We start from the raw sequence: 22508 nt of genomic DNA on the forward strand, positions 1-22508 counted from the left end.
ATTATGAATTAAGGCTAATCCTTCGATAATCTAAACTGCGCCTTCTGGTGAAGACCCTTATCGGGCCATTATTAAAATTGATTAAACTCTTCTTCTTTTTGGAGGTCTACAACCATTGTGTGGTAGTGGGGTAACGTCAACAATCTCGGTAACCTCGATTCCTGCGTTGTGGATGGAACGGATAGCCGATTCCCTACCGTTACCTGGTCCTTTTACATAAACCTTCACTTTTCTCAACCCTGCTTCGTGAGCTACTTTGGAACAATCCTCGGCTGCTACCTGGGCAGCATATGGGGTGTTCTTCTTAGATCCACGGAATCCCATTTTACCTGCAGAGGACCAAGCGATCACATCACCCTTTTTATTGGTAAGGGAAATGATGATATTGTTGAAGGAAGCCACTACGTGCGCCTCTCCTGTAGATTCTACGATTACTTTGCGCTTTTTAGCGACTTTGGTATTTGTCTTTGCCATATTTTTTAGTTTCTAGTGTTAGTTCTTAGTTATTGGAATCCTAGACTTTTACATTTCAAACAGATTCTTCTAACTCTAAAGACTAATGACTATGTTTTATTATTTAGTTGCTTTTTTCTTGTTAGCAACAGTTTTTCTCTTTCCTTTTCTGGTCCTAGAGTTGTTCTTTGTACGTTGACCCCTTAGTGGCAAACCAGCTCTGTGACGGATTCCACGGTAACAACCGATATCCATCAAACGCTTGATGTTCATTTGGGTCTCGGAGCGAAGCTCACCTTCGATAGTGAAAGCGGAAACTGCATCCCTAATTCTACCGATCTCGTCATCGGTCCAATCTGAAACCTTGGTATCCTCGCTTACCTGGGCTGTCTTCAAAATCTCTTGCGCCCTGCTCTTGCCCACACCGAAAATGTAGGTAAGCGATATAACGCCACGCTTTTGTTTAGGTATATCTACACCTGCAATTCTTGCCATAATTACCCTTGTCTTTGTTTAAATCTAGGATTCTTTTTATTGATTACGTACAATCTGCCTTTTCTGCGAACAATCTTGCAGTCGGCACTTCTCTTCTTTATTGATGCTCTTACCTTCATTGTAACTAGTATCTATAAGTAATTCTTGCTTTTGTTAAATCGTATGGGCTCATTTCCAACTTTACTTTGTCCCCTGGGAGTAATTTGATGTAGTGCATCCTCATTTTTCCCGAGATGTGCGCCGTAACAACATGCCCATTTTCCAATTCTACCCTGAACATTGCATTAGACAATGCTTCAATAATAGTCCCGTCTTGTTCTATTGCCGACTGCTTTGCCATAAACTATGCTACTTTTCTGTTTTTGCCGGTTTTCATCAAGCCGTCATAATGCCTGTTCAACAAATAAGAATTCACTTGCTGTACAGTATCTATTGCAACACCTACCATAATCAATAGGGAAGTTCCTCCATAAAACAAGGCCCAACTTGATTGAACATCCATCAACTTTACCACAATGGCAGGCAAAACCGCCAAAAGGGCCAAGAAAATGGAACCTGGCAAGGTAATCAAGGACATGATATGATCCAAGAAGTCCCCAGTTTCTTTACCTGGACGAACACCTGGGATGAAACCACCACTTCTCTTCAGATCATCGGCCATTTTATTGGTAGGCACTGTGATCGCAGTATAGAAATAGGTGAAAATCACAATCAACGCTGCAAATAATAAATTATATGCTAGGCCAAAAGGATCCGCAAACTGAACCTCCATCCACTGACCAGCAGCGGTATTGTTGAACGTTCTACCCAACAAACTTGGTGCGAACATGATGGCCTGGGCAAAGATGATAGGCATTACCCCAGAAGCATTCAACTTCAAAGGAATGTACTGTCTTGCTCCCATGATGTTCTTTTCATATCCACCAGAAGCGGTTCTGCGTGCATACTGAACAGGAATCTGTCTTACAGCCATGGTCAAATAAACACTTGCCAAGATGACTAAGAACCAGACGATGATTTCGATCAAAATAAACATTAGGCCACCATTACCAGAACTTGTCCTTGAATCAAATTCTTGTGCAAATGCGACGGGCATCCTAGCGATGATACCCACCATGATCAAAAGGGAGATACCATTTCCGATACCCTTGTCGGTGATTTTCTCACCCAACCACATGGCAAATACACACCCAGTCACCAAAATGATTACTGCTGGCACGATGAAATCCAATCCTTTGCCCAAAACGAATGCACTATCCGGCACACCCAAAGCTCCCAATCCATACAAATAAGCTGGGGCCTGAACAATACAGATACCGATGGTCAACCAACGGGTAATCTGGTTGATGGTCTTTCTACCACTTTCTCCTTCTTTTTGAAGTTTTTGTAGATATGGAATCGCGATTCCCATCAACTGTACCACAATGGATGCGGAGATGTAGGGCATGATACCCAAGGCAAAAACGGATGCGTTGGCAAACGCCCCACCCGTAAAAGCATTCAATATACCCAAAATCCCACTTTCCGTTTGAGAGGTCAACTGGGCCAATTGGGTTGTATCAATACCAGGAAGCACAACTTGGGCACCAAATCGGTATACCAACAATAGCCCAAGAGTTAAGATGATGCGCTGTCTCAGCTCTTCGATCTTCCAGATATTAGATATGGTCTCAACAAATTTCTTCATGCTGCTCTATTCCTTATAAATTTATTGCCTCACCTCCAGCAGCCTCGATAGCGGCCTTAGCGGAAGCAGTAAATTTATGTACAGATATTTTTAGGGATGCTTTCAATTCACCATCACCCAAAATCTTTACCAAATCATTTTTGTGTGCCAATCCGTTGTCGATCAAGGTATCCAAGGTTACTTCACCTTTAACGGCACCTTTTTCTACCAATTCTTGCAATTTGCCCAAATTGACTCCTTTATACTCTTTTCTATTGATGTTCTTGAAACCGAACTTGGGAACGCGTCTCTGTAATGGCATCTGACCTCCTTCAAATCCAATTTTCTTGGAATATCCAGATCTAGACTTGGCTCCTTTGTGACCACGGGTAGAAGTACCTCCTTTACCGGAACCTTCACCCCTACCTACACGTTTTCCTTCCTTGTGCACAGCGCCTTCGGCTGGTTTAAGATTATTTAGATCCATGTGCCTTTATATTTAGGCTTCCTCAGTGGAAACCAAGTGTTTTACCTTATTAATCATTCCAAGGATACTAGGTGTTGCTTCGTGTTCCACAACGTGTCCTATCTTGCGCAAACCAAGAGCCTCCAAAGTTCTTTTTTGGTTCTCTGGCCTTTTGATGGCGCTTTTTTCTTGTTTTACCTTAATCTTTGACATACTATCCTCGATTTATCCTTTAAAGACTTTTTCCAAAGAAACTCCTCTTTGCTTGGCTACGGTATCGGCACTTCTCAATTGCAACAAGGCATCAAAAGTAGCTTTTACCACGTTGTGAGGGTTAGAGGAACCTTGTGATTTTGACAATACATCGTGAATACCAACAGCTTCCAATACCGCCCTAACGGCTCCACCGGCAATAACTCCGGTACCGTGTGATGCTGGTTGTATATATACCCTGGCACCACCGAATTTACCTTTTTGCTCATGGGGAAGGGTTCCTTTGTTCAAAGGAATACGAACCAAGTTTTTCTTGGCATCCTCAATGGCTTTTGCAATAGCCGTGGCAACCTCTTTGGATTTTCCCAAACCATGTCCAACAACTCCGTTTTCATCACCTACAACGACAATCGCTGAAAAACCAAAGGCTCTACCTCCCTTGGTTACCTTGGTAACCCTTTGTACTCCGACCAAACGGTCTTTCAACTCCAGTCCACCTGGCTTAACTGTCTCTACGTTCTTGTAATTCTGGTACATAGTTTTCTTAGAATTTTAGTCCTGCTTCCCTAGCTCCTTCAGCCAATGATTTTACTCTTCCGTGATATAGGTTTCCTCCCCTATCAAATGCCACGGCCTCGATTCCTAGCTTAAGGGCCTTTTCCGCTATGGCCTTGCCCACGCTTGTGGCGACATCGCTCTTGGTACCATTTGCATCGATTTCCTTATCCCTAGATGAGGCGGATGCCAAAGTTACCCCTTTGTTGTCGTCGATCAACTGGGCATATATTTCTTTATTGCTCCTGAACACAGACAATCTTGGTCTTGTTTCAGTTCCGAAGGATACTTTTCTGATTCTTCTTCGGATGCGTAATTTTCTTTCAGTCTTAGATAATCCCATAGTCTTAATTATTAAGCTGATTTACCTGCTTTTCTTCTTAATTGCTCACCAACAAACTTGATACCTTTTCCTTTATAAGGTTCTGGTTTACGGAAAGACCTGATCTTGGCGGCTACCTGCCCTACCAATTGCTTATCGTGAGATGTTAGTTTAACAATAGGGTTTTTCCCTTTTTCGGATACAGTCTCAACTTTCACCTCTGGAGCAATATCCAGAATAATGTTATGGGAGAATCCTAGGGCCAAATCCAACTTTTGTCCTTGGTTGCTGGCTCTGTATCCAACACCTACCAATTCCAACTCCTTTGTCCATCCTTGTGAAACACCTTTCACCATATTGGCCACAAGTGCCCTGTATAGACCATGCTTTGCTCTATGTTCCTTGGAATCGGAAGGTCTTTCTACCGATACACTGCTATCCTCCACTTTCATTTCAACTTCTGAAAACTCTTGTGAAAGTTCCCCAAGCTTACCTTTTACAGTCACCATTGAGTCTTTTACCTCAACAGTCACTCCATCAGGAATTGTAATTGGATTGTTACCTATTCTTGACATTTTTCTACTCTTTTCTCTATTAATATACGTAGCACAATACTTCGCCACCCACATTCTCTTGTCTGGCCTGTTTGCTAGTCATCACTCCGTGGGAGGTGGACACAATTGCAATACCCAAACCGTTCAAGACCCTTGGAAGCTCATCGGAACCAGCATACTTGCGCAAACCGGGTTTACTAACCCTTTGTAGTTTCTTTATGATGGGTTCTTTGGTGAACTTGTCGTACTTAAGGGCGATCTTAATATTACCCTGTACCTCGTCTTCCTCAAATTTGTAGCTCAAAATATATCCTTGGTCGAACAATATTTTGGTAATCTGTTTCTTTAGATTGGAAGCGGGGATATCCACTACCCTATGACCTGCCTTGCTGGCATTTCTAATCCTGGTCAAATAATCTGAAATTGGATCTGTAAGCATTTCTTTTCTTTATCTAAATTACCAACTTGCCTTTTTAACTCCCGGGATAAGACCTTGGTTGGCCATTTCCCTGAAAGTAACCCTTGATATACCGAAGGTTCTCATGTAACCTCTTGGTCTTCCGGTCAATTTGCAACGGTTGCGCATACGTACCGGAGATGCATTTTTTGGAAGCTTTTGAAGTGCCTCATAATCGCCGGCCTCTTTCAGGGCTTTTCTTTTCTCGGCATATTTTGCAACCATTTTCGCCCTTTTTCTCTCACGGGCTTTCATTGATTCCTTGGCCATACTAGTTCTTTTTAAAGGGTACTCCCAATTCGGTTAACAATGATTTTGCTTCTTTATCAGTCTCAGCGGAGGTAACAAAGGTAATGTCCATACCATTGATCCTGTTGATCCTGTCAATATTGATCTCAGGAAAGATGATCTGCTCGGTGATACCCAAGTTGTAGTTACCCCTACCGTCAAAACCGGTAGCTTTTACTCCTTGGAAATCACGTACCCTTGGAAGGGCAGAGGTAATCAATCTATCCAAAAATTCGTACATACGCTCACCTCTCAAGGTTACTTTGGCTCCGATGGGCATACCTTTTCTCAATTTAAAGGTAGCAACGTCCTTTTTGGAAAGGGTGGCCACTGCTTTCTGACCAGTGATCATTGTCAACTCGTCAACAGCGTGATCGATAAGCTTTTTGTCGGATACGGCAGCACCAACACCACGGCTTACTACGATCTTTTGCAACTTAGGTACCTGCATTACGTTCTTGTACCCAAACTCATCGGTAAGAGCCTTGATCACACGCTCCTTATATTCTTGTTTTAATCTTGGAATGTAGCTCATGACTAAATTACTTCATTGGATTTTTTGGAAACCCTAACTTTTTTACCATCCCTTACTTCGTACCCCACACGGGTTGCCTCTCCAGATTTTGGATCGATCAAAGCTAGGTTGGAGATTTGGATAGGTGCCTCCTTTTTGATTATGCCTCCTTGAGGATTCTTAGCACTTGGCTTTTCGTGTTTGGACACCACGTTGATGCCTTCCACGATAGCTTTGTTCTTTTCACGGTCCACTTGAAGTACTTTACCTTCACTGCCCTTGTGGTCTCCCGCAATGACCTTGACCGTATCCCCTGTTTTGATTTTCAACTTCATCTCTCTGATAATTCTTTTATAGCACTTCTGGCGCCAATGAAACAATCTTCATGAACTGTCTGTCCCTCAACTCCCTTGCAACAGGTCCGAATACACGGGTACCTCTCATCTCACCAGCAGCGTTCAACAATACACAGGCGTTGTCGTCGAAACGGATGTAAGATCCATCAGGTCTTCTTACTTCCTTTTTCGTCCTAACCACAACGGCTGTGGAAACAGAACCTTTCTTCACGGTACCGTTGGGAGTTGCCTCCTTAACGGACACAACAATCTTGTCACCTAGGGAAGCATATCTTCTCTTTGTACCTCCCAGTACGCGGATGGTCAAAACTTCTTTTGCACCGGTATTGTCCGCAACCTTTAATCTTGATTCTTGCTGTACCATAATTATTTAGCTCTTTCTAGGATTTCTACCAACCTCCAGCACTTTGTTTTGCTCATAGGTCTGGTTTCCATTATTTTAACGGTGTCACCTTCGTTGCAATCGTTCTTTTCATCGTGGGCTACATACTTCTTGGTCTTCAAAACGAATTTACCGTACATAGGGTGTTTAACTCGTTTTACCTCAGAAACCACAATTGATTTCTCCATTTTGTTGCTGGTAACAACGCCTATTCTTTCTTTTCTTAAATTTCTGTTTTCCATAAGGCAGAACCAATTATTGTAATTCCCTTTTAGTTAATTCAGTTGCAAGTCTTGCCACCGTCCTTCTGGTCTTTCTGATCTGTAAAGGATTTTCCAAAGGAGTAACGGCGTGGGCCATTTTTAGGTCGGCATGTTGTTTTTTCAACTCGGCCAACTTTTCCTTTAGCTCTTCAATTGAAAGTTCTTTTATTTCTGATTGTCTCATCTTTCTTCTCAATTAAAAATTAGGCGGAATAATCCCTAGCTACCACAAACTTGGTCTTAACAGGCAACTTTTGTGCCGCAAGCCTCAAGGCTTCCTTGGCAACATCTAGGGGAACCCCGGCCACCTCGAACATGATCCTTCCAGGTTTTACAATGGCCACCCAATATTCAGGAGCCCCCTTACCTTTACCCATACGAACCTCAAGAGGTTTTTTGGTAATGGGCTTGTCCGGGAATATCTTGATCCACAATTGACCTTGTCTCTTCATGTACCTTGTCGCAGCGATACGTGCAGCCTCTATCTGACGGGCGGTGATGAATTCTGAATCCAAGGACTTGATACCGAACATTCCGTTGGAAAGTTGGTGGCCTCTTTGAGAGATTCCCTTCATACGCCCTTTCTGGGCCTTACGAAACTTTGTTCTTTTTGGCTGTAACATCTTACCTTACTTTATCTTATTACTTTCTACGGCGTGGTTTTTTACCACCATCTTGTTTACCGCCTTTTCCTGGTTGAGCCTTACTCAATCCCACCAATGGGGAAAGTTCTCTTTTTCCATAGACCTCACCCTTCATGATCCAAACCTTCACACCCAATCTACCATAGGTAGTGTGGGCTTCTTGCAAGGAATAATCCACATCGGCACGGAAAGTGGACAATGGAATCCTTCCCTCTTTATAAGATTCTGAACGAGCCATCTCAGCACCGTTCAAACGTCCTGAAATCTGAACCTTGATCCCTTCTGCATTCATACGCATTGCTGCTGCAATAGCCATTTTGATGGCTCTTCTGTATGAAATCCTGCTCTCGATCTGTCTTGCGATACTGGCAGCCACCAAATTGGCATCCAATTCAGGTCTCTTAATCTCGTGAATATTGATCTGAACCTCTTTGTTGGTGATCTTCTTAAGCTCTTCCTTAAGTTTATCAACCTCTTGTCCACCTTTACCGATGATGATACCAGGACGGGCCGTGGTGATGGTGATGGTGATCAATTTCAAGGTTCTCTCGATAATGACCCTTGACACGCTGGCCTTGGCCAAACGGGCATGGACATATTTTCTGATCTTATCGTCTTCAGCCAGCTTATCGCCGTAATCGTTTCCTCCGTACCAGTTGGATTCCCATCCTCTGATAATTCCTAAGCGATTTCCTATTGGATTGGTCTTTTGTCCCATATTCTTCTTCTAGCTTTGAACGTTGTTATTGGACTCCAAGATCATGGTAACATGATTGGAACGTTTTCTGATTCTGTGGGCCCTACCTTGTGGAGCTGGTCTCAATCTCTTCAACATGGTTCCACCGTCTACACGGATTTCCTTGATGTAAAGATCAGCATCCTCGATACTGGCGTCCTCATTTTTAGCTTCCCAGTTGGCGATGGCGGATAGCAAAAGTTTTTCCAACTTTCTAGAGGCTTCCTTAGGATTGAACCTTAGGATGGCCAAAGCCATCTCTATTTGTTTTCCCCTTACCAAATCTGCCACCAAACGCATCTTTCTTGGAGATGTTGGGCAATTGTTAAGCTTTGCGATAGCAAGTTGCTTTTTCTCTTCCTTTAACCTTTCGGCCATTTGTCTTTTACGAACTCCCATTGCTTACTTACTTTTTACCTTTGTTTTTAGCTCCAGCATGACCTCTAAAGGATCGTGTTGGTGAAAATTCTCCAAGTTTGTGTCCTACCATGTTCTCGGTTACATAAACGGGAACAAATTGTTTTCCGTTGTGCACTGCGATGGTCTGTCCCACAAAGTCTGGGGTTATCATAGAGGCTCTTGACCACGTTTTGATAACTGTCTTCTTTCCTGTCTCTATATTGGCCTGGACTTTTTTCTCCAGACTATTATGAACGAATGGTCCTTTTTTTAACGAACGTGCCATTTACTTTTTCTTTTATTTCTTTCTACGTTCTACGATGTACCTGTTGGTGTCCTTGGTCTTGGAACGGGTCCTGTAACCTTTAGCCGGAATACCTTTTCTAGATCTTGGGTGACCTCCTGAAGCCCTACCTTCACCACCACCCATTGGGTGATCCACAGGGTTCATAGCCACTGGCCTAGTTCTTGGTCTTCTGCCCAACCATCTGCTTCTACCTGCTTTACCAGATACCAACAATTGGTGGTCGGAGTTGGAAACAGCTCCTACGGTAGCCAAACAAGTGGCCAATACCATACGGGTTTCACCAGAAGGCAATTTAATGGTTACGAACTTACCGTCCTTTGCCATCAATTGGGCGAATGTACCGGCACTACGGGCCATAACGGCACCTTGACCAGGTCTCAATTCGATACATGAAATAATGGTACCCAACGGAATCTCACCCAATGGAAGTGCATTTCCAATTTCAGGGGCTGATCCAGTTCCGGATTGAATGGCTTGACCCACTTGCAATCCGTTTTGGGCGATCACATATCTTTTTTCACCATCTGCGTACTCTACCAAGGCAATAAATGCAGTTCTGTTGGGATCGTACTGGATAGACTGCACGGTGGCATCCACTCCTTGTTTATCCCTTTTGAAATCGATAATACGATATCTTCTCTTATGACCCCCACCAATATGGCGCATGGTCATTTTACCTTGACTGTTCCTACCACCTGTTCTTTTTAACGGAGCAAGCAAGCTTTTCTCCGGCTTATCAGTAGTAATCGCGTCAAATCCGTTTACTACTCTAAAACGCTGACCAGGGGTTATCGGTTTTAATTTTCTAACTGACATCTCTTGTCTTTATAGATTATTGTAAAAATCAATAATATCACCTTCGGCAACATCAACGATCGCCTTTTTCAAGGCATTCGTTTTTCCATGTTGGATTCCGGTTTTTGTATAGCGACTCTTACGCGTTGGACCGTAGTTCATGGTTCGAACTTTTTCCACAGAAACACCATAAGTAGCCTCTACCGCAGCCTTGATTTCCAACTTGTTGGCCTTTGGGTCAACAAAGAAACCATAGCGATTGTGTAGCTCGCTGTCAGCGGTCATTTTTTCCGTAATGATCGGTTTTATCAACACACTCATGATTTTCTTATTTCTTTAGATTCGATTCAATTCCTTCCAAAGCACTTTCAGTAAGCACTACACTGTTCGCGTGAACAATTTTGTAAGTGTTTAATTCTGAACCAGTTACAACTTCGGAACGCTCCAAATTACGCGACGACAAATATACGTTATTATTTGTATCGCCCAACACAATAAGAGACTTTTTATTTTCTAATCCCAATGAAGTCAAGAAACTAACGAATTGCTTGGTCTTTGGAGCCTCAAAATTGAAATCCTCAACCACTACCAAAGCGTTCTCTTTAGACTTAAGGCTCAAGGCAGATTTTCTGGCCAAACGCTTAAGGTTCTTGTTCAACTTTTGGGAATAATCCTTTGGCCTAGGACCGAACACACGACCACCGCCTCTAAAAACCGGAGACTTGATGCTACCAGCCCTAGCGGTACCAGTACCTTTTTGCTTTTTAAGCTTTCGGGTACTTCCGGAGATCTCCCCTCTTTCTTTGGCTTTGTGGGTTCCTTGTCTTTGGTGGGCCAAATATTGCTTAACATCCAAATAAATGGCATGCTCATTGGGCTCAATGGCGAAAACCTCATCAGAAAGCTCTACCTTTCTTCCGGTCTCTTTTCCTGTGATATCTAATACTGCTACCTTCATTATTGCCACCTTTGAATAGTTACGTATGAATTTTTGTGACCCGGTACACATCCTTTAACAACCAAGATGTTTTTCTCTGGAACCACTTTCAATACTCTTAAGTTTTGTACAGTCACTCTATCACCACCCATTCTACCGGCCATTTTCATTCCTTTGAAAACTCTGGCAGGATAAGAAGCAGCACCTATGGAACCTGGAGCTCTCAACCTGTTATGCTGACCGTGGGTTGATTGACCAACACCACCAAAACCATGACGCTTAACAACACCTTGGAAACCTTTTCCTTTGGATGTACCTACCACGTCAACAAACTCTCCTTCAAGAAAAATGTCAACACCTACGGTGTCTCCCAATTTGTATTCTCCTTCAAATCCTTGGAACTCAATGACTTGTTTTTTGGTAGAAGTACCTGCTTTCTTAAAGTGACCTGTTTCGGCCTTGTTAGCATGTCTTTCTGCCTTGTCATCGAAACCAAGTTGAAGGGCCTTGTACCCGTCAACCTCTTCGGTTCTGACTTGGGTAACCACACATGGTCCAGCTTCAATAACGGTACATGGAACGTTTTTTCCATTCTCGTCAAAAATGCTGGTCATGCCGATTTTTCTTCCTATTAACCCAGACATATTTATTAATTATTAATTGATTACTTTTTGTTACGCCAATCACTTGGCAAAAAAATTGGGTCAAGAAAATAATTCTGCTCTGACCCAGATTTTTTTTTCTTTCTCCGTTTTTCCCGGACCATCGTCAGGGACATGTTTTTTTTTAGTTCTAAGTTTTAAGTTGACAGTTTTAAATCACTTTCTAAGTGCAAAAACCTTTAACCCAATACTCAAAACCTATCAGACCTTGATCTCAACCTCAACTCCACTAGGAAGCTCAAGCTTCATGAGGGCGTCGATGGTTTTTGATGAAGAGCTATAAATGTCCAAAAGTCTCTTGTAAGAGCTCAATTCGAACTGCTCTCTAGATTTTTTGTTCACATGGGGTGAACGCAAAACCGTAAATATCTTCTTGTTCGTTGGCAATGGAATAGGTCCCGTTACCACCGCACCAGTGGTTTTCACTGTTTTCACGATCTTTTCAGCAGATTTGTCCACCAAATTGTGATCGTAAGACTTCAATTTAATTCTAATTTTTTGACTCATCTTGCTGATAATTATGCTGTTATTCCTTTGGCAGCTTTGATCACTTCCTCTGCAATGTTGGAAGGGGTCTCGGCATAGTGTGAAAATTCCATAGTGGATGTAGCCCTTCCCGAAGACAAGGTCCTCAAGGAAGTTACGTATCCGAACATTTCAGAAAGTGGTACTTCAGCTTTGATAACCTTTGCACCGGCCCTATCGTCCATGTTGTTTACTTGTCCCCTTCTACGGTTCAAGTCACCTACAATATCACCCATATTCTCCTCTGGTGTAAGAACCTCCAATTTCATGATTGGTTCCATCAACACCGCCTTGGCAGCTTTGGCAGCCGACTTATAGCCCAATTTTGCAGCCAATTCGAAGGACAACGAATCAGAATCCACAGGGTGGAAAGATCCATCGATAAGGGTAATTTTCATACTATCCATCTCAAATCCGGCCAAAGGTCCGTTTTTCATGGCTTCCCTGAATCCTTTTTCTACGGATGGCACATATTCTTTAGGAATGTTACCTCCTTTGATTTCGTTTACAAACTCCAATCCAACTTTACCTTCAGCAGCAGGTTCCATTGCGAAAACGATATCCGCAAATTTACCACGACCACCGGTCTGTTTCTTATAAACCTCTCTATGGTTCGCTTTGGCAGTAAGGGCTTCCTTGTACTCTACCTGAGGCTTACCTTGGTTTACCTCTACCTTGAACTCACGTCTCAAACGATCCACGATGATGTCCAAGTGAAGCTCACCCATACCAGAAATAATGGTCTGACCCGAAGCTTCATCGGTTTTCACCTGGAAGGTTGGATCTTCTTCGGCCAATTTGGCCAAAGCCATACCCATTTTATCAACATCCGCCTTGGTCTTTGGCTCAACAGCGATACCGATCACTGGATCAGGGAACTGCATGCTTTCCAAAACGATTGGGTGTTTTTCATCAGAAAGGGTATCCCCGGTTTTGATATCCTTGAATCCAACAGCCGCACCAATATCTCCAGCCTCGATGAACTCGATGGCATTTTGTTTGTTGGCGTGCATTTGATAGATACGGGAGATACGCTCTTTGTTACCAGAACGGTTGTTCAAAATATATGAACCTGCATCCAAGTGACCAGAATAAGCCCTGAAGAATGCCAAACGCCCTACGAAAGGATCGGTAGCAATCTTAAATGCCAATGCGGCAAAAGGCTCTTTTGGGTCTGGTTTTCTTCTTTCTTCTTTTTCAGTATCAGGGTTAATACCGATAATAGCCTCTTTATCCATTGGAGAAGGCAAGTAACGGCAAACAGCATCCAATAGGAACTGAACCCCTTTGTTTTTGAAGGAAGAACCACAGATCATTGGGATAATGGCCCTATCCATTACAGCGGCACGAAGTGCAGCGTGGATTTCATTCTCGGAGATGGAATCTTCATCTTCGAAGAATTTTTCCATCAAAGCCTCATCATATTCAGCCACCGCCTCGATCAAAGCAGCTCTATATTCCCTTACTTCAGCTTCCATATCGGCAGGAATATCCACAACATCAAAAGTAGATCCGAAGTTGTCATCATGCCATACAATAGCCCTGTTCTTCACTAGGTCTACGATACCTTTGAAATCTGCCTCATCACCAATTGGTAATACAATTGGTACAGAGTTTGATCCCAACATTTCGCGAACTTGTTTACACACATTCAAGAAGTTAGATCCTTGACGGTCCATTTTGTTCACGAAACCGATACGTGGCACTTTATAGTTATCGGCCAACCTCCAGTTGGTTTCAGATTGTGGCTCAACACCGTCAACGGCACTGAACAAAAACACCAATCCGTCCAATACACGTAAAGAACGGTTTACCTCAACGGTAAAGTCCACGTGTCCGGGAGTATCGATAATATTAAAGTGGTATGATTTTGCATCTTCAGTTGGTTTCCCTTGCTCTGTTGGGAACTGCCAAGAACAAGTGGTAGCAGCCGAAGTAATGGTAATACCACGTTCCTGCTCTTGCTCCATCCAGTCCATAGTGGCAGCACCATCGTGCACCTCACCAATCTTGTGGCTCACACCTGTATAGAAAAGAATACGCTCAGTAGTAGTTGTTTTTCCAGCATCAATGTGTGCTGCAATACCTATATTCCTTGTGTATTTTAAATCTCTTGACATTTCTGATTAAAATCTAAAGTGTGAGAATGCTTTGTTGGCCTCGGCCATTTTGTGGGTATCAACCCTCTTCTTCACGGCAGCACCTTCTTCTTTGGCAGCAGCCAATATTTCGGAAGCCAACTTTTGGGCCATGGATTTCTCGTTACGCTTTCTGGAGTAACTGATCAACCATTTCATGGCAGTGGATATTTTTCTGTCCGGACGAATCTGCATTGGAATCTGGAATGTAGCGCCACCAACCCTTCTACTTCTTACTTCTACGTGCGGCATTACATTGGAAAGGGCATCTTTCCATAGCTCCAAGGCTGTTTTCTCCTCGTCGGTCTTTTTCTGGTCAACAATATCGATTGCATCGTAGAAAATCTTGAATGCAATTGACTTTTTACCATCCCACATCATCATGTTCACAAAACGTGTAACAAGTTGATCGTTAAATCTTGGGTCTGGCAATAACGGTCTTTTCTTTGCCTGCTTTTTTCTCATCGCTTCTTCTTAAAGTTGATTACTTTTTAGGACGCTTAGCACCATATTTTGAACGACGCTGTGTTCTACCGGCAACACCGGCAGTATCCAACGCACCGCGAACGATATGGTATCGAACACCAGGCAAATCCTTTACTCTTCCGCCCCTTACCAATACTATCGAGTGCTCTTGAAGGTTGTGTCCCTCTCCAGGGATGTAGGCATTCACCTCTTTACCGTTGGTCAACCTTACCCTGGCAACTTTACGCATTGCAGAGTTTGGTTTCTTCGGTGTAGTGGTATACACACGCGTACAAACCCCTCTTCTTTGAGGACACGAATCCAAAGCAGCCGATTTACTCTTCTTGGTAATCGTGGCCCTTCCTTTTCGTACTAATTGTGAAATTGTTGGCATTAAATTTCTTTTAAAAACTGAATAACCCTCATTTTGAGGGCTGCAAATGTAGTGATATTTCGGAATAATTCAAATGGATGGGAATTAATTTTACACCTGGCCGAAAAAAAACTTTCCAGGGGAAAACCAACGAATGGCAAAAACAGGCCTGTAATCTTCTATAAAAATATTGAACTCTAATCTTAAATGACCATTCTCCATTCAAGTTGGGAAAATAATTCTTGTTCTTACCAATTCAATTTTGAACCCTAGAAGCAAATTATATAATAAGGTATACAACCCATTTTAACATCATGTTAATTTTAACTTAAGCCTTTTTGAACGCAATAAGGCTCTTTAAATGTCGTCAAAAAAAATCATTTCCACATCTGCCAAAGTTAGACCCCTAGTATTTGCGGGGCAAGCAAGGGATAATTTGCATTAAGATCAATTCACCCCCCTGCAAATTGCAGACTTATCAATCATTCATAAACATTTTGCACTTATTGCATTTAGAGAGGGACTCTTAAAGATTTTATAAAATTAGTTTGGATTATTAACATGAAATTATGATTTTAGCCCTCAGCTAATTCAAATAATTTAACAATGAGAACAAAACTTAATGGATTGTTAACGCTATTATTGGCGTTTGTTGTGCATATATCCTTTGCACAAGACAAGACGATTACAGGTACTGTTACGGATGCCCATGGCCTCCCGCTACCTGGAGTCAACATTGTCGTTGAGGGGACCACTACCGGTACCCAAACAGATTTTGATGGTAACTATGCAATCAGTGCAAGTGCAGGGCAAACCCTTCTCTTCACTTACATAGGTCAAAAGCCATCCACACGTGTTGTTGGCGCAGCAAGTGTAATCAATGTGCAAATGGTGGAAGACACCCAGGCCCTTGAAGAAGTAGTTGTTACCGCACAAGGTATCAAGCGCGAGAAGAAAGCCTTGGGTTACGCCGTATCCTCAGTAGGTGAGGAAGATCTTGAGCAACGTGCGGATGGTGACGTGGCCAGGGTTTTGAGCGGGAAGGCTTCCGGGGTTAACATTACAGCCGCCGGTGGTATGGCCGGTTCCGGTACCAACGTTGTAATCAGGGGTTTGAGCTCCTTCAGCGGAAGTAACCAAGCACTTTTCGTAGTAGACGGTGTACCTTTCAGTAGCGATACCAATGCCGGAGGATTCCTTTCGGGAAACACTGGTTCTTCCAGGTTCTTGGATTTGGACCCTAACAACATTGCCAATGTAGAAGTGCTGAAAGGTTTGGCTGCGGCCACTCTGTATGGTACACAAGGTAAAAACGGTGTTATCTTGATTACCACTAAAGCCGGTGCAGGTTCAGGTGGTTCCAAGAAAACAGAGATTACCGTGAACCAATCTTACTTTGTGAACGCGATGGCTTCCTTGCCAGACTACCAAGATGAGTACGGTGGTGGTTTTGACCAAGCTTTCGGTTGGTTCTTTAGTAACTGGGGACCAAGTTTTAGAAGAGATGGAGTAGCAGGTTGGGGTAACCAGGCTGCCATTGACGACCAAGGTACTGTACCGCACCCTTATTCCACTACCTCAATTGCCAAAACAAGGGCAGCATTCCCTGAACTTCAAAATGCAAGGTATGCATGGAAACCTTATGACAGCGTTGAGGATTTCTTCAGTCCAGGTGGTGTTAGCAGTACTTCTGTGAACATTAATGGTGGAACTGCCGATGGCAACACCTCCTTTAACGTGAACACTGGTTACTTGAACGATGTGAGCTTTGTACCAGGAAACAAATTGGACAGATTCAATATCTCTGTTGGTGGTAGAAGCAAACTGACGAACAAATTTACCATCAGTGCTGCCATGAACTTCTCAAGAACCGACTATACTTCGCCACCAATTGCTGCGAGTAGAGGTAACGGTAGTTTGGGTCTTTCCTTGTTCGGACACGTATTCTTCACACCAAGAAACGTGGATTTGATGGGTCTTCCTTATGAAAACCCCATCGATAAATCCAGTGTATATTACCGAAATGGAAATGACATCATCAACCCAAGATGGATTTTGAACAACATCTCTAACAACCAGTTGACCAACAGGTTCTTCTGGAATGCGTCAGCCACTTATGCGTTGTCTGACAATTTGGATGTTACCTATAGGGGTGGTATGGACTTCTACAACGAGAGAAACACACAATACTCCAACAAAGGTGGGGTTGGTTTTACTTCTGCAATTTTCGGATTCCTGAACACATTTGACAACAACAACACCATTTGGGATCATTACTTGGCCCTTAACGGTAACTATGACCTATCCGAGAAATTGGGTATGACCTTTACCGCAGGTGCCACTACAAGATCAAATATTTATGACAGACAGGGTGTTGCCAGTACAGGACAGTTGGTTTACGGTGTAACACGTCACTTCAACTATTCCAACCAAACACCTATCCAGTATACCGAAAGAAGAAACATTGCCGGTATTTTAGGTCAGGTAACGTTGGATTATGACAATATGTTATTCTTGACAGGTTCTACCAGGACTGACTGGGTTTCCAACTTGATCACAGAGAACAACAGTAGAACTTACCCCAGTGGAAGCATCTCCTTCTTGCCTACCGCTGCTTTTCCAGAATTGCAATCGCAAGGCGGTCTTAATTTCTTGAAATTGAGAGCAGGTGTTGGTTCTTCAGCTACTTTCCCAACTGGTTACCCAACCGTTAGTATTGTTGAGCAAAGCACTCAAGTTTTTGGCGAGGGCGGGGAAACCACTACCAACCAGGTTGCTGGATTCAAGGCAAACCCAGATTTGAAACCTGAGCTTTTGACTGAATACGAGCTTGGTTTCGAATCCAAATTTTTCAACAACAGGGTTTCATTGGATTTCACGTACTTTAACCGTGTGACCAAAGATTTGATCGTTTCAGAACCTCTTTCCCCATCAACTGGCTTTACGTTCACGCAAAGTAACGTTGGTAAGATTGAAGGAGATGGTTTTGAAATAGATGCTTCTATCGATTGGTTCCGTAGCGATAGCCCGGGTGGATTCAACTGGAGTACTAGAGCCAATTTCTCTACTTACAAACCGGTGGTCACAGAGCAAGAGCAGGACATTATTATCTATGCTGGTAGCTCTACCCTATTTGTTGGTGGTAACGCTGCCATCAAAGGAAAACCACTAGGATCAATCGTTGGTACTGCCGTTGGCAGGGATGCCGATGGAAACTTCTTGGTGAACGATGTGGGTGACTATGTCATTGTTGAACAAGACCTAGATGGCAATGTGCCGATCATTGGGGATCCAAACCCTGATTTCATCAGCAACTTCATCAATAACATTTCTTACAAAAACTGGAACTTCGGTTTCCAAGTGAACTGGACCAAAGGTGGAGATATGATGTCCAGTACCATTGCTACCTTGTTGGGTCGTGGTTTGATCACCGAAACATTGGATAGGGAAAATACATATATCCTTCCTGGTGTGAACCAAACAACAGGTGAACCAAACACCGTTCAAACCAACAACTCATCTTATTACTTCGACAACATTTTGTTCGGTCCTGCCGAGTTGAAGATTTACGATGCCTCTGTTGTAAGACTTCAGGAAGTTTCTTTGGGCTATTCATTCCCATCCAAATTTTTGGATAAAACCCCATTCGGTTCTTTGAGCATCACCGCACAAGGATTCAACCTATGGTATGAAGCTTACAACACTCCAAAGGGTGCCAGCTTTGACCCGAACGTTCAAGGAGCTGGTATTGGTAACTCTCAAGGATTTGACTTTATCAACGGTCCTAGTGCCAAAAAATATGGTATAAGCGTCAAAGTAACGTTCTAATCAAAAAAAAATAGCTAAAATATTATGAGAAATATAGTTAAATATATAACCGTTGTTCTCTTGTTAACAGGATTCTTGCAGTCTTGTGAGACAACCGATCTGGACCTCAGAGTAAGTCCAAATGACCTTGCGGCCGATCAGGCAGATCCGGCGTTGCTATTGAATTCAATTCAATTGGCCTATGTCAACAACATTAGGGACATTAGCAATTTGGGTGGCCAGCTTACCAGGATCGATTATATGAGCGGTAGGGATTATTTTAACAACTACCCAGGATCTACTTTTGATGGTATCTGGTCAAGAACCTATAGTAGTGGTGGATCCATCAGTAATGTATCCATGGGTATGTTCACCAACATCCAAGCATTGATCGACATCAACGCGATTACCGATGTAGACTATTCATTCCATATTGCGGTAGGGAAAACCCTTCAGGCGCACATGTTGATGCTTTTGACCGACTATCTTGGTGAAGCGGTATATTCGCAAGCAGGAAATCCTTTGGAATTTCCAGCCCCTTTAATGGATTCTGGCGAAGAAGTATACGCAAGTGCCTTGGCTTTGTTGAGTGAAGCACAAGCATTGTTCGCTGCTGGTCCTAGCACCAATGGAGCCACCGATTTCTTCTACGATGGCAGCACCTCTAACTGGATCAAGGTAGTAAACTCCTTAAGACTGAAGGCCTACGTTACCACAGGAAACACTACCGCCTTCGATCAAGTGATTGCAGGCAACAATTACATTGATGATGCAGAGGACGATTTCCAATTCCAATATGGAAGCCGTGAATTGCAACCTGACACCCGCCACCCTGACTACGCTCAAGGATACACTCCTAGTGGTGCTGGTGGTTATCGTTCCAACTGGTTGATGGAATATATGTTGAACGAAGGAGGTACTCCAGACCCAAGGATTCGTTACTATTTCTACCGTCAGGTAGGTGCCACTCCTGGCGCTGATGCCGATCCAAATGAGGAGACCTTGGCCTGTTCCTTGGCTGTTCCACCACAACATTATGTGGATAGTGGATGGGCTTATTGCAGCGTTCCAAATGGTTATTGGGGAAGATCTCACGGTAACAATGAAGGTGGACCACCAGATGGTTTCTTCAAAACTGCTCCTGGCGTATATCCAGCTGCCGGTAAATTTGATGACAACGACTTTGATGTTGATCCAGATGATTCTACTTATGACCCAACCGTTGGTCTGGGTAAAGGTGGAGGCGGTGCCGGTATCGAGCCTATCATCCTTTCATCCTATGTAAAATTCTGGAAGGCTGACAATGCCATTGCCAAAGGTGCAGCCAATGATGTTGTTGCCGGCTTTTTCAGGGAAGCATTGCAGGAGTCCATTGACAAAGTAATGACTTTTGGTGGCTTGGATCCAACAGGAAACTTGAGCTATGCCCCAACTGAGACTGAGGTAACAGATTGGATTAACGGCATCATTGCCGATTTCAATGCAGCTACCGGTGACGACAAGATGAACATCTTTTCCAACCAGTATTTTGTTGCCCTTTATGGTGGTTCTGTGGAAGCCTATAACTACTACAGAAAAACAGGTTACCCAACCAATTTGGCACCAAACTGGGAAGCAAACCCTGGTCCGTTCCCAAGAACCTTCCTGTACCCTCAGAACGAGGTGATCACCAATCCTAATCTGACCCAAAAGACGGATTTGAAAGGACAGGTATTCTGGGATACCAACCCAGCGTCACCAGCGTTCCCTCTAGCTCAATAACTTTTAAAAAAATTGAAAATCATGAAAATCATAAATAAATTACTTTTAGCCACGACAACAGCGCTAGCAGTATTCACATTTAACTCATGTGAAGAAAGCAACACCGTGGTGGATGAAGTATTCGACAACACCACGAGTGGTGCTGTTGTAAGAACAGTTAGAATCATTTCCGATGAACTGCCAATCGGTCAATCCGATTCCAATTTCTCTGTAGAAGTTGAAGTGCAGACAAAGGAGAATGGTTCTTTGGTCCAGAGTTTGGAGGTTTATATCACTTTTAACGATAACACAATTGCTGAAGGAGGTACTGATTATTCGTCCAGCGAAGAATTGGTTTCTACCATTCCTTCCTCTGAGTTTTACACCGGTGAGTTTGGGTTACCCCGTTATACCTATGAAATCACACTTCCAGAAATGTTGAGTGCACTTGGGGTATCCGAAGCCAATGTTGACGGAAGCGACACCTTCGCTATTCGTTTTGTGGCTGTAATGGTTGATGGAAGAAGGTTCTCTAATGGTGATAACTCTGATACTTCAACAGGATCATTCTTCCGCTCTCCATTCCTGTATTCCTCTACTGTAGTATGTCCTCCAAAAGCACCATCTCCTGGTACTTGGACTATCGAAATGCAGGATTCCTATGGTGATGGATGGCAGACCAACGACGGTAATGGTGGAGATGGTATTACCATTACCTTGAATGACGGTACCGTGATTGAAGTCGGTATGTGTTCACCTTATACAGCAGCCGCTGGAACTTTCCTTGGAAGTGGCGATTGCTCCCCTAACGATGGTTTCACCGGTACGGCAACTTTTGAAATTCCTGCCGGGACTACCTCTGCGGATTTCAATTTCCCCGGTGATCAATATGGAGAAATCTCTTTCCAGATTATAACACCATTTGGAAATACTGTTGCAGATGTTGGTCCTAATGCACCTGCTGGACCAATCACCATTGATTTCTGTAAAGATTAATTCAATCTTCACAACATACATAAAGCCGCTTCTTAAGAAGCGGCTTTTTTATTGTCCCCATATCAAACAAAATTTTTATTGATAAAATCAAAATAATATCACACCATAAAAAGTATCCTTTTAATACAAACGGCTTATTTTTGATATATATTAAGAAAATTCTCAAACTATTTTTTATAACTTACAAGCCGTTTGTAAATCAACACGTTAACAGCAATCACATGAAAAAGATTATTTTATTCTCTATTTCCCTCTTCGCAATCAATGTCACTTTTGCGCAATACGCAGGTCAAGTACAGGTTGCCAGCGGCAGTGCCGGAGTTTCCAACGCCATGGTGGCAAGTGTCATTGGGGATATGGACGACCAATATGACCGTTTGGCCAAAAAGACGGGGATAGACGAATTTTCCGGATCACCCTACACGGACGACAATTTTGCCACGGCCCCGGTATTTTATAATGAAGAAAGCATGGGATCTTTTTACTACAGGTACAATGCTTACAATGAAGAGATAGAAATCAAAAAAACCATTTTGCCCGAGGAAAAAGTGAGCAGCCTCGTGAAAGACAAATCCATAAGAATAATGGTTAATGGAAAACCTATGGGTTTTTCCACTTTTATCGACAAAAAAGGGAATACCACCAATGGATATTTGACCACGTTGCTCGATGGAAAGAACATTGATCTATACAGAAGGGACAAGGTGAAGTTCACTGAAGGACAAAGAGCACAAAACTCCTTTGTTAAGGCGGTGCCCAATAGGTTTACACACTTTACCGAATATTACTACCAAAAAGAAGGTGTCAACAGAATCGACGAGATTCCACTTAAGGAAGGCCAACTTTTGAAGTTGTACAAAGAGCCGGTTAAGACCAAGATCAAAACCTACATCAAGGAAAATAAAATTGATATGAAGGAAGAGGCCGATCTTATAAAATTGTTTGAGTTCATCGACGCCCAACAATAAAAATTCATCGGTTCTCAAATAGGACAAAATCC

33 protein-coding genes are annotated in these 22508 nt (G+C 43.0%); 4 read left to right on the plus strand and 29 right to left on the minus strand.

Going from position 1 to position 22508, the window contains the following annotated elements; genetic code table 11:
• Positions 1-81: 81 nt before the first annotated feature.
• The 29 genes from rpsK to rpsL all read right to left on the minus strand — a co-directional run bounded on the left by rpsK (position 82) and on the right by rpsL (position 14986).
• The gene (gene rpsK, locus GTK07_RS10115; protein ID WP_163635130.1) at positions 82-474 is read right to left on the minus strand and encodes a 30S ribosomal protein S11; all 393 of its coding nucleotides are present in this window, start codon (positions 472-474) and stop codon (positions 82-84) included.
• A gap of 99 nt (positions 475-573) precedes the next feature.
• Positions 574-948, minus strand: coding sequence for a 30S ribosomal protein S13 (gene rpsM / locus GTK07_RS10120; RefSeq protein WP_163635131.1), 375 nt, complete (start codon positions 946-948; stop codon positions 574-576).
• 2 nt (positions 949-950) lie between these two features.
• The gene (gene ykgO, locus GTK07_RS10125; RefSeq protein ID WP_010519235.1) at positions 951-1067 is read right to left on the minus strand and encodes a type B 50S ribosomal protein L36; all 117 of its coding nucleotides are present in this window, start codon (positions 1065-1067) and stop codon (positions 951-953) included.
• 5 nt (positions 1068-1072) lie between these two features.
• Positions 1073-1288, minus strand: coding sequence for a translation initiation factor IF-1 (gene infA / locus GTK07_RS10130; RefSeq protein WP_008239515.1), 216 nt, complete (start codon positions 1286-1288; stop codon positions 1073-1075).
• A 3-nt stretch (positions 1289-1291) separates the two neighbouring features.
• Complete coding sequence (gene secY / locus GTK07_RS10135; protein ID WP_163635132.1) at positions 1292-2635, minus strand: preprotein translocase subunit SecY; 1344 nt, start codon at positions 2633-2635, stop codon at positions 1292-1294.
• Positions 2636-2648: 13 nt separating this feature from the next.
• The gene (rplO, locus tag GTK07_RS10140; protein WP_163635133.1) at positions 2649-3101 is read right to left on the minus strand and encodes a 50S ribosomal protein L15; all 453 of its coding nucleotides are present in this window, start codon (positions 3099-3101) and stop codon (positions 2649-2651) included.
• 12 nt (positions 3102-3113) lie between these two features.
• Entirely contained in the window at positions 3114-3293 is a 180-nt protein-coding gene (rpmD, locus tag GTK07_RS10145; RefSeq protein WP_119639420.1) for a 50S ribosomal protein L30, read from the minus strand.
• A gap of 12 nt (positions 3294-3305) precedes the next feature.
• Entirely contained in the window at positions 3306-3830 is a 525-nt protein-coding gene (gene rpsE / locus GTK07_RS10150; protein WP_163635134.1) for a 30S ribosomal protein S5, read from the minus strand.
• A gap of 7 nt (positions 3831-3837) precedes the next feature.
• Positions 3838-4191, minus strand: a complete 354-nt coding sequence (gene rplR, locus GTK07_RS10155; protein ID WP_163635135.1) for a 50S ribosomal protein L18 — start codon at positions 4189-4191, stop codon at positions 3838-3840.
• Between the two features lie 11 nt (positions 4192-4202).
• A complete protein-coding gene (rplF, locus tag GTK07_RS10160; protein WP_163635136.1) occupies positions 4203-4745 on the minus strand; it encodes a 50S ribosomal protein L6 in 543 nt (180 codons plus the stop codon).
• A gap of 19 nt (positions 4746-4764) precedes the next feature.
• Positions 4765-5163 carry a 30S ribosomal protein S8 gene (gene rpsH / locus GTK07_RS10165; protein ID WP_163635137.1) on the minus strand — a complete coding sequence of 133 codons (399 nt, stop codon included), beginning with the start codon at positions 5161-5163 and terminating at the stop codon, positions 4765-4767.
• A gap of 18 nt (positions 5164-5181) precedes the next feature.
• Positions 5182-5451, minus strand: a complete 270-nt coding sequence (rpsN, locus tag GTK07_RS10170; RefSeq protein ID WP_116218582.1) for a 30S ribosomal protein S14 — start codon at positions 5449-5451, stop codon at positions 5182-5184.
• Between the two features lies 1 nt (position 5452).
• Positions 5453-6004 carry a 50S ribosomal protein L5 gene (rplE, locus tag GTK07_RS10175; RefSeq protein WP_163635138.1) on the minus strand — a complete coding sequence of 184 codons (552 nt, stop codon included), beginning with the start codon at positions 6002-6004 and terminating at the stop codon, positions 5453-5455.
• A 2-nt stretch (positions 6005-6006) separates the two neighbouring features.
• On the minus strand, positions 6007-6318 hold the full coding sequence (rplX, locus tag GTK07_RS10180; RefSeq protein WP_119639414.1) for a 50S ribosomal protein L24: 312 nt from the start codon (positions 6316-6318) through the stop codon (positions 6007-6009).
• A gap of 16 nt (positions 6319-6334) precedes the next feature.
• Positions 6335-6703, minus strand: coding sequence for a 50S ribosomal protein L14 (gene rplN / locus GTK07_RS10185; protein ID WP_072881245.1), 369 nt, complete (start codon positions 6701-6703; stop codon positions 6335-6337).
• Between the two features lie 2 nt (positions 6704-6705).
• Entirely contained in the window at positions 6706-6963 is a 258-nt protein-coding gene (rpsQ, locus tag GTK07_RS10190; protein ID WP_119639413.1) for a 30S ribosomal protein S17, read from the minus strand.
• Between the two features lie 13 nt (positions 6964-6976).
• A complete protein-coding gene (rpmC, locus tag GTK07_RS10195; protein WP_090293759.1) occupies positions 6977-7168 on the minus strand; it encodes a 50S ribosomal protein L29 in 192 nt (63 codons plus the stop codon).
• Between the two features lie 19 nt (positions 7169-7187).
• Complete coding sequence (gene rplP / locus GTK07_RS10200; RefSeq protein WP_163635139.1) at positions 7188-7607, minus strand: 50S ribosomal protein L16; 420 nt, start codon at positions 7605-7607, stop codon at positions 7188-7190.
• A 19-nt stretch (positions 7608-7626) separates the two neighbouring features.
• Positions 7627-8346, minus strand: a complete 720-nt coding sequence (gene rpsC, locus GTK07_RS10205; RefSeq protein WP_163635140.1) for a 30S ribosomal protein S3 — start codon at positions 8344-8346, stop codon at positions 7627-7629.
• Positions 8347-8355: 9 nt separating this feature from the next.
• On the minus strand, positions 8356-8763 hold the full coding sequence (gene rplV / locus GTK07_RS10210; protein WP_073181014.1) for a 50S ribosomal protein L22: 408 nt from the start codon (positions 8761-8763) through the stop codon (positions 8356-8358).
• Between the two features lie 7 nt (positions 8764-8770).
• On the minus strand, positions 8771-9049 hold the full coding sequence (gene rpsS, locus GTK07_RS10215) for a 30S ribosomal protein S19 (RefSeq protein WP_163635141.1): 279 nt from the start codon (positions 9047-9049) through the stop codon (positions 8771-8773).
• A 12-nt stretch (positions 9050-9061) separates the two neighbouring features.
• Positions 9062-9886, minus strand: a complete 825-nt coding sequence (gene rplB / locus GTK07_RS10220; RefSeq protein WP_163635142.1) for a 50S ribosomal protein L2 — start codon at positions 9884-9886, stop codon at positions 9062-9064.
• A 9-nt stretch (positions 9887-9895) separates the two neighbouring features.
• A complete protein-coding gene (gene rplW / locus GTK07_RS10225) occupies positions 9896-10186 on the minus strand; it encodes a 50S ribosomal protein L23 (RefSeq protein WP_163635143.1) in 291 nt (96 codons plus the stop codon).
• 7 nt (positions 10187-10193) lie between these two features.
• On the minus strand, positions 10194-10823 hold the full coding sequence (rplD, locus tag GTK07_RS10230) for a 50S ribosomal protein L4 (protein WP_163635144.1): 630 nt from the start codon (positions 10821-10823) through the stop codon (positions 10194-10196).
• Positions 10823-11446 (minus strand): 50S ribosomal protein L3, encoded by a 624-nt coding sequence (gene rplC, locus GTK07_RS10235; protein WP_163635145.1) that lies wholly within the window; start codon positions 11444-11446, stop codon positions 10823-10825. Before rplC ends, rplD begins: the two co-directional genes overlap by 1 nt.
• 219 nt (positions 11447-11665) lie before the next feature.
• Positions 11666-11971 carry a 30S ribosomal protein S10 gene (rpsJ, locus tag GTK07_RS10240; protein WP_010519396.1) on the minus strand — a complete coding sequence of 102 codons (306 nt, stop codon included), beginning with the start codon at positions 11969-11971 and terminating at the stop codon, positions 11666-11668.
• Between the two features lie 11 nt (positions 11972-11982).
• Positions 11983-14109, minus strand: coding sequence for an elongation factor G (gene fusA / locus GTK07_RS10245; RefSeq protein WP_163635146.1), 2127 nt, complete (start codon positions 14107-14109; stop codon positions 11983-11985).
• A gap of 6 nt (positions 14110-14115) precedes the next feature.
• Entirely contained in the window at positions 14116-14592 is a 477-nt protein-coding gene (rpsG, locus tag GTK07_RS10250) for a 30S ribosomal protein S7 (protein ID WP_163635147.1), read from the minus strand.
• Positions 14593-14611: 19 nt separating this feature from the next.
• Positions 14612-14986, minus strand: coding sequence for a 30S ribosomal protein S12 (gene rpsL / locus GTK07_RS10255; protein ID WP_013305196.1), 375 nt, complete (start codon positions 14984-14986; stop codon positions 14612-14614).
• Positions 14987-15571: 585 nt separating this feature from the next.
• Between rpsL and GTK07_RS10260 the strand changes: the two genes are divergently transcribed.
• The 4 genes from GTK07_RS10260 (at position 15572) to GTK07_RS10275 (ending at position 22476) form a co-directional block, all read left to right on the plus strand.
• A complete protein-coding gene (locus GTK07_RS10260) occupies positions 15572-18793 on the plus strand; it encodes a SusC/RagA family TonB-linked outer membrane protein (protein ID WP_163635148.1) in 3222 nt (1073 codons plus the stop codon).
• Between the two features lie 24 nt (positions 18794-18817).
• Positions 18818-20533, plus strand: coding sequence for a SusD/RagB family nutrient-binding outer membrane lipoprotein (locus GTK07_RS10265; RefSeq protein ID WP_163635149.1), 1716 nt, complete (start codon positions 18818-18820; stop codon positions 20531-20533).
• Positions 20534-20554: 21 nt separating this feature from the next.
• Entirely contained in the window at positions 20555-21508 is a 954-nt protein-coding gene (locus GTK07_RS10270) for a hypothetical protein (RefSeq protein ID WP_163635150.1), read from the plus strand.
• A 221-nt stretch (positions 21509-21729) separates the two neighbouring features.
• Positions 21730-22476: a hypothetical protein gene (locus GTK07_RS10275; RefSeq protein WP_163635151.1), complete on the plus strand. Its 747-nt coding sequence runs from the start codon at positions 21730-21732 to the stop codon at positions 22474-22476.
• The last annotated feature ends 32 nt before the right edge of the window (positions 22477-22508 follow it).

This window comes from Flagellimonas sediminis (assembly GCF_010500845.1).
Lineage (GTDB): Bacteria > Bacteroidota > Bacteroidia > Flavobacteriales > Flavobacteriaceae > Flagellimonas > Flagellimonas sediminis.

Coding starts and splice junctions, on each gene's coding strand:
- rplC (WP_163635145.1), bottom strand. CDS start 11,446: ATGTCTGGGTTAATAGGAAGAAAAATCGGCATGACCAGCATTTTTGAC.
- fusA (WP_163635146.1), bottom strand. CDS start 14,109: ATGTCAAGAGATTTAAAATACACAAGGAATATAGGTATTGCAGCACAC.
- rplW (WP_163635143.1), bottom strand. CDS start 10,186: ATGAGTGTGTTGATAAAACCGATCATTACGGAAAAAATGACCGCTGAC.
- infA (WP_008239515.1), bottom strand. CDS start 1,288: ATGGCAAAGCAGTCGGCAATAGAACAAGACGGGACTATTATTGAAGCA.
- rpsE (WP_163635134.1), bottom strand. CDS start 3,830: ATGTACCAGAATTACAAGAACGTAGAGACAGTTAAGCCAGGTGGACTG.
- GTK07_RS10270 (WP_163635150.1), top strand. CDS start 20,555: ATGAAAATCATAAATAAATTACTTTTAGCCACGACAACAGCGCTAGCA.
- rpsK (WP_163635130.1), bottom strand. CDS start 474: ATGGCAAAGACAAATACCAAAGTCGCTAAAAAGCGCAAAGTAATCGTA.
- rplN (WP_072881245.1), bottom strand. CDS start 6,703: ATGGTACAGCAAGAATCAAGATTAAAGGTTGCGGACAATACCGGTGCA.
- secY (WP_163635132.1), bottom strand. CDS start 2,635: ATGAAGAAATTTGTTGAGACCATATCTAATATCTGGAAGATCGAAGAG.
- rpsQ (WP_119639413.1), bottom strand. CDS start 6,963: ATGGAAAACAGAAATTTAAGAAAAGAAAGAATAGGCGTTGTTACCAGC.
- rplP (WP_163635139.1), bottom strand. CDS start 7,607: ATGTTACAGCCAAAAAGAACAAAGTTTCGTAAGGCCCAGAAAGGGCGT.
- rpsS (WP_163635141.1), bottom strand. CDS start 9,049: ATGGCACGTTCGTTAAAAAAAGGACCATTCGTTCATAATAGTCTGGAG.
- GTK07_RS10275 (WP_163635151.1), top strand. CDS start 21,730: ATGAAAAAGATTATTTTATTCTCTATTTCCCTCTTCGCAATCAATGTC.
- rpsJ (WP_010519396.1), bottom strand. CDS start 11,971: ATGAGTCAAAAAATTAGAATTAAATTGAAGTCTTACGATCACAATTTG.
- rpsH (WP_163635137.1), bottom strand. CDS start 5,163: ATGCTTACAGATCCAATTTCAGATTATTTGACCAGGATTAGAAATGCC.
- rplR (WP_163635135.1), bottom strand. CDS start 4,191: ATGGGATTATCTAAGACTGAAAGAAAATTACGCATCCGAAGAAGAATC.
- rpmC (WP_090293759.1), bottom strand. CDS start 7,168: ATGAGACAATCAGAAATAAAAGAACTTTCAATTGAAGAGCTAAAGGAA.
- rpsG (WP_163635147.1), bottom strand. CDS start 14,592: ATGAGAAAAAAGCAGGCAAAGAAAAGACCGTTATTGCCAGACCCAAGA.
- rplX (WP_119639414.1), bottom strand. CDS start 6,318: ATGAAGTTGAAAATCAAAACAGGGGATACGGTCAAGGTCATTGCGGGA.
- rplE (WP_163635138.1), bottom strand. CDS start 6,004: ATGAGCTACATTCCAAGATTAAAACAAGAATATAAGGAGCGTGTGATC.
- rplB (WP_163635142.1), bottom strand. CDS start 9,886: ATGTCAGTTAGAAAATTAAAACCGATAACCCCTGGTCAGCGTTTTAGA.
- rplV (WP_073181014.1), bottom strand. CDS start 8,763: ATGGGAGTTCGTAAAAGACAAATGGCCGAAAGGTTAAAGGAAGAGAAA.
- rpsL (WP_013305196.1), bottom strand. CDS start 14,986: ATGCCAACAATTTCACAATTAGTACGAAAAGGAAGGGCCACGATTACC.
- rpsM (WP_163635131.1), bottom strand. CDS start 948: ATGGCAAGAATTGCAGGTGTAGATATACCTAAACAAAAGCGTGGCGTT.
- rpsN (WP_116218582.1), bottom strand. CDS start 5,451: ATGGCCAAGGAATCAATGAAAGCCCGTGAGAGAAAAAGGGCGAAAATG.
- rpsC (WP_163635140.1), bottom strand. CDS start 8,346: ATGGGACAAAAGACCAATCCAATAGGAAATCGCTTAGGAATTATCAGA.
- rplO (WP_163635133.1), bottom strand. CDS start 3,101: ATGGATCTAAATAATCTTAAACCAGCCGAAGGCGCTGTGCACAAGGAA.
- rplD (WP_163635144.1), bottom strand. CDS start 10,823: ATGAAGGTAGCAGTATTAGATATCACAGGAAAAGAGACCGGAAGAAAG.
- rpmD (WP_119639420.1), bottom strand. CDS start 3,293: ATGTCAAAGATTAAGGTAAAACAAGAAAAAAGCGCCATCAAAAGGCCA.
- GTK07_RS10265 (WP_163635149.1), top strand. CDS start 18,818: ATGAGAAATATAGTTAAATATATAACCGTTGTTCTCTTGTTAACAGGA.
- rplF (WP_163635136.1), bottom strand. CDS start 4,745: ATGTCAAGAATAGGTAACAATCCAATTACAATTCCTGATGGAGTGACT.
- ykgO (WP_010519235.1), bottom strand. CDS start 1,067: ATGAAGGTAAGAGCATCAATAAAGAAGAGAAGTGCCGACTGCAAGATT.
- GTK07_RS10260 (WP_163635148.1), top strand. CDS start 15,572: ATGAGAACAAAACTTAATGGATTGTTAACGCTATTATTGGCGTTTGTT.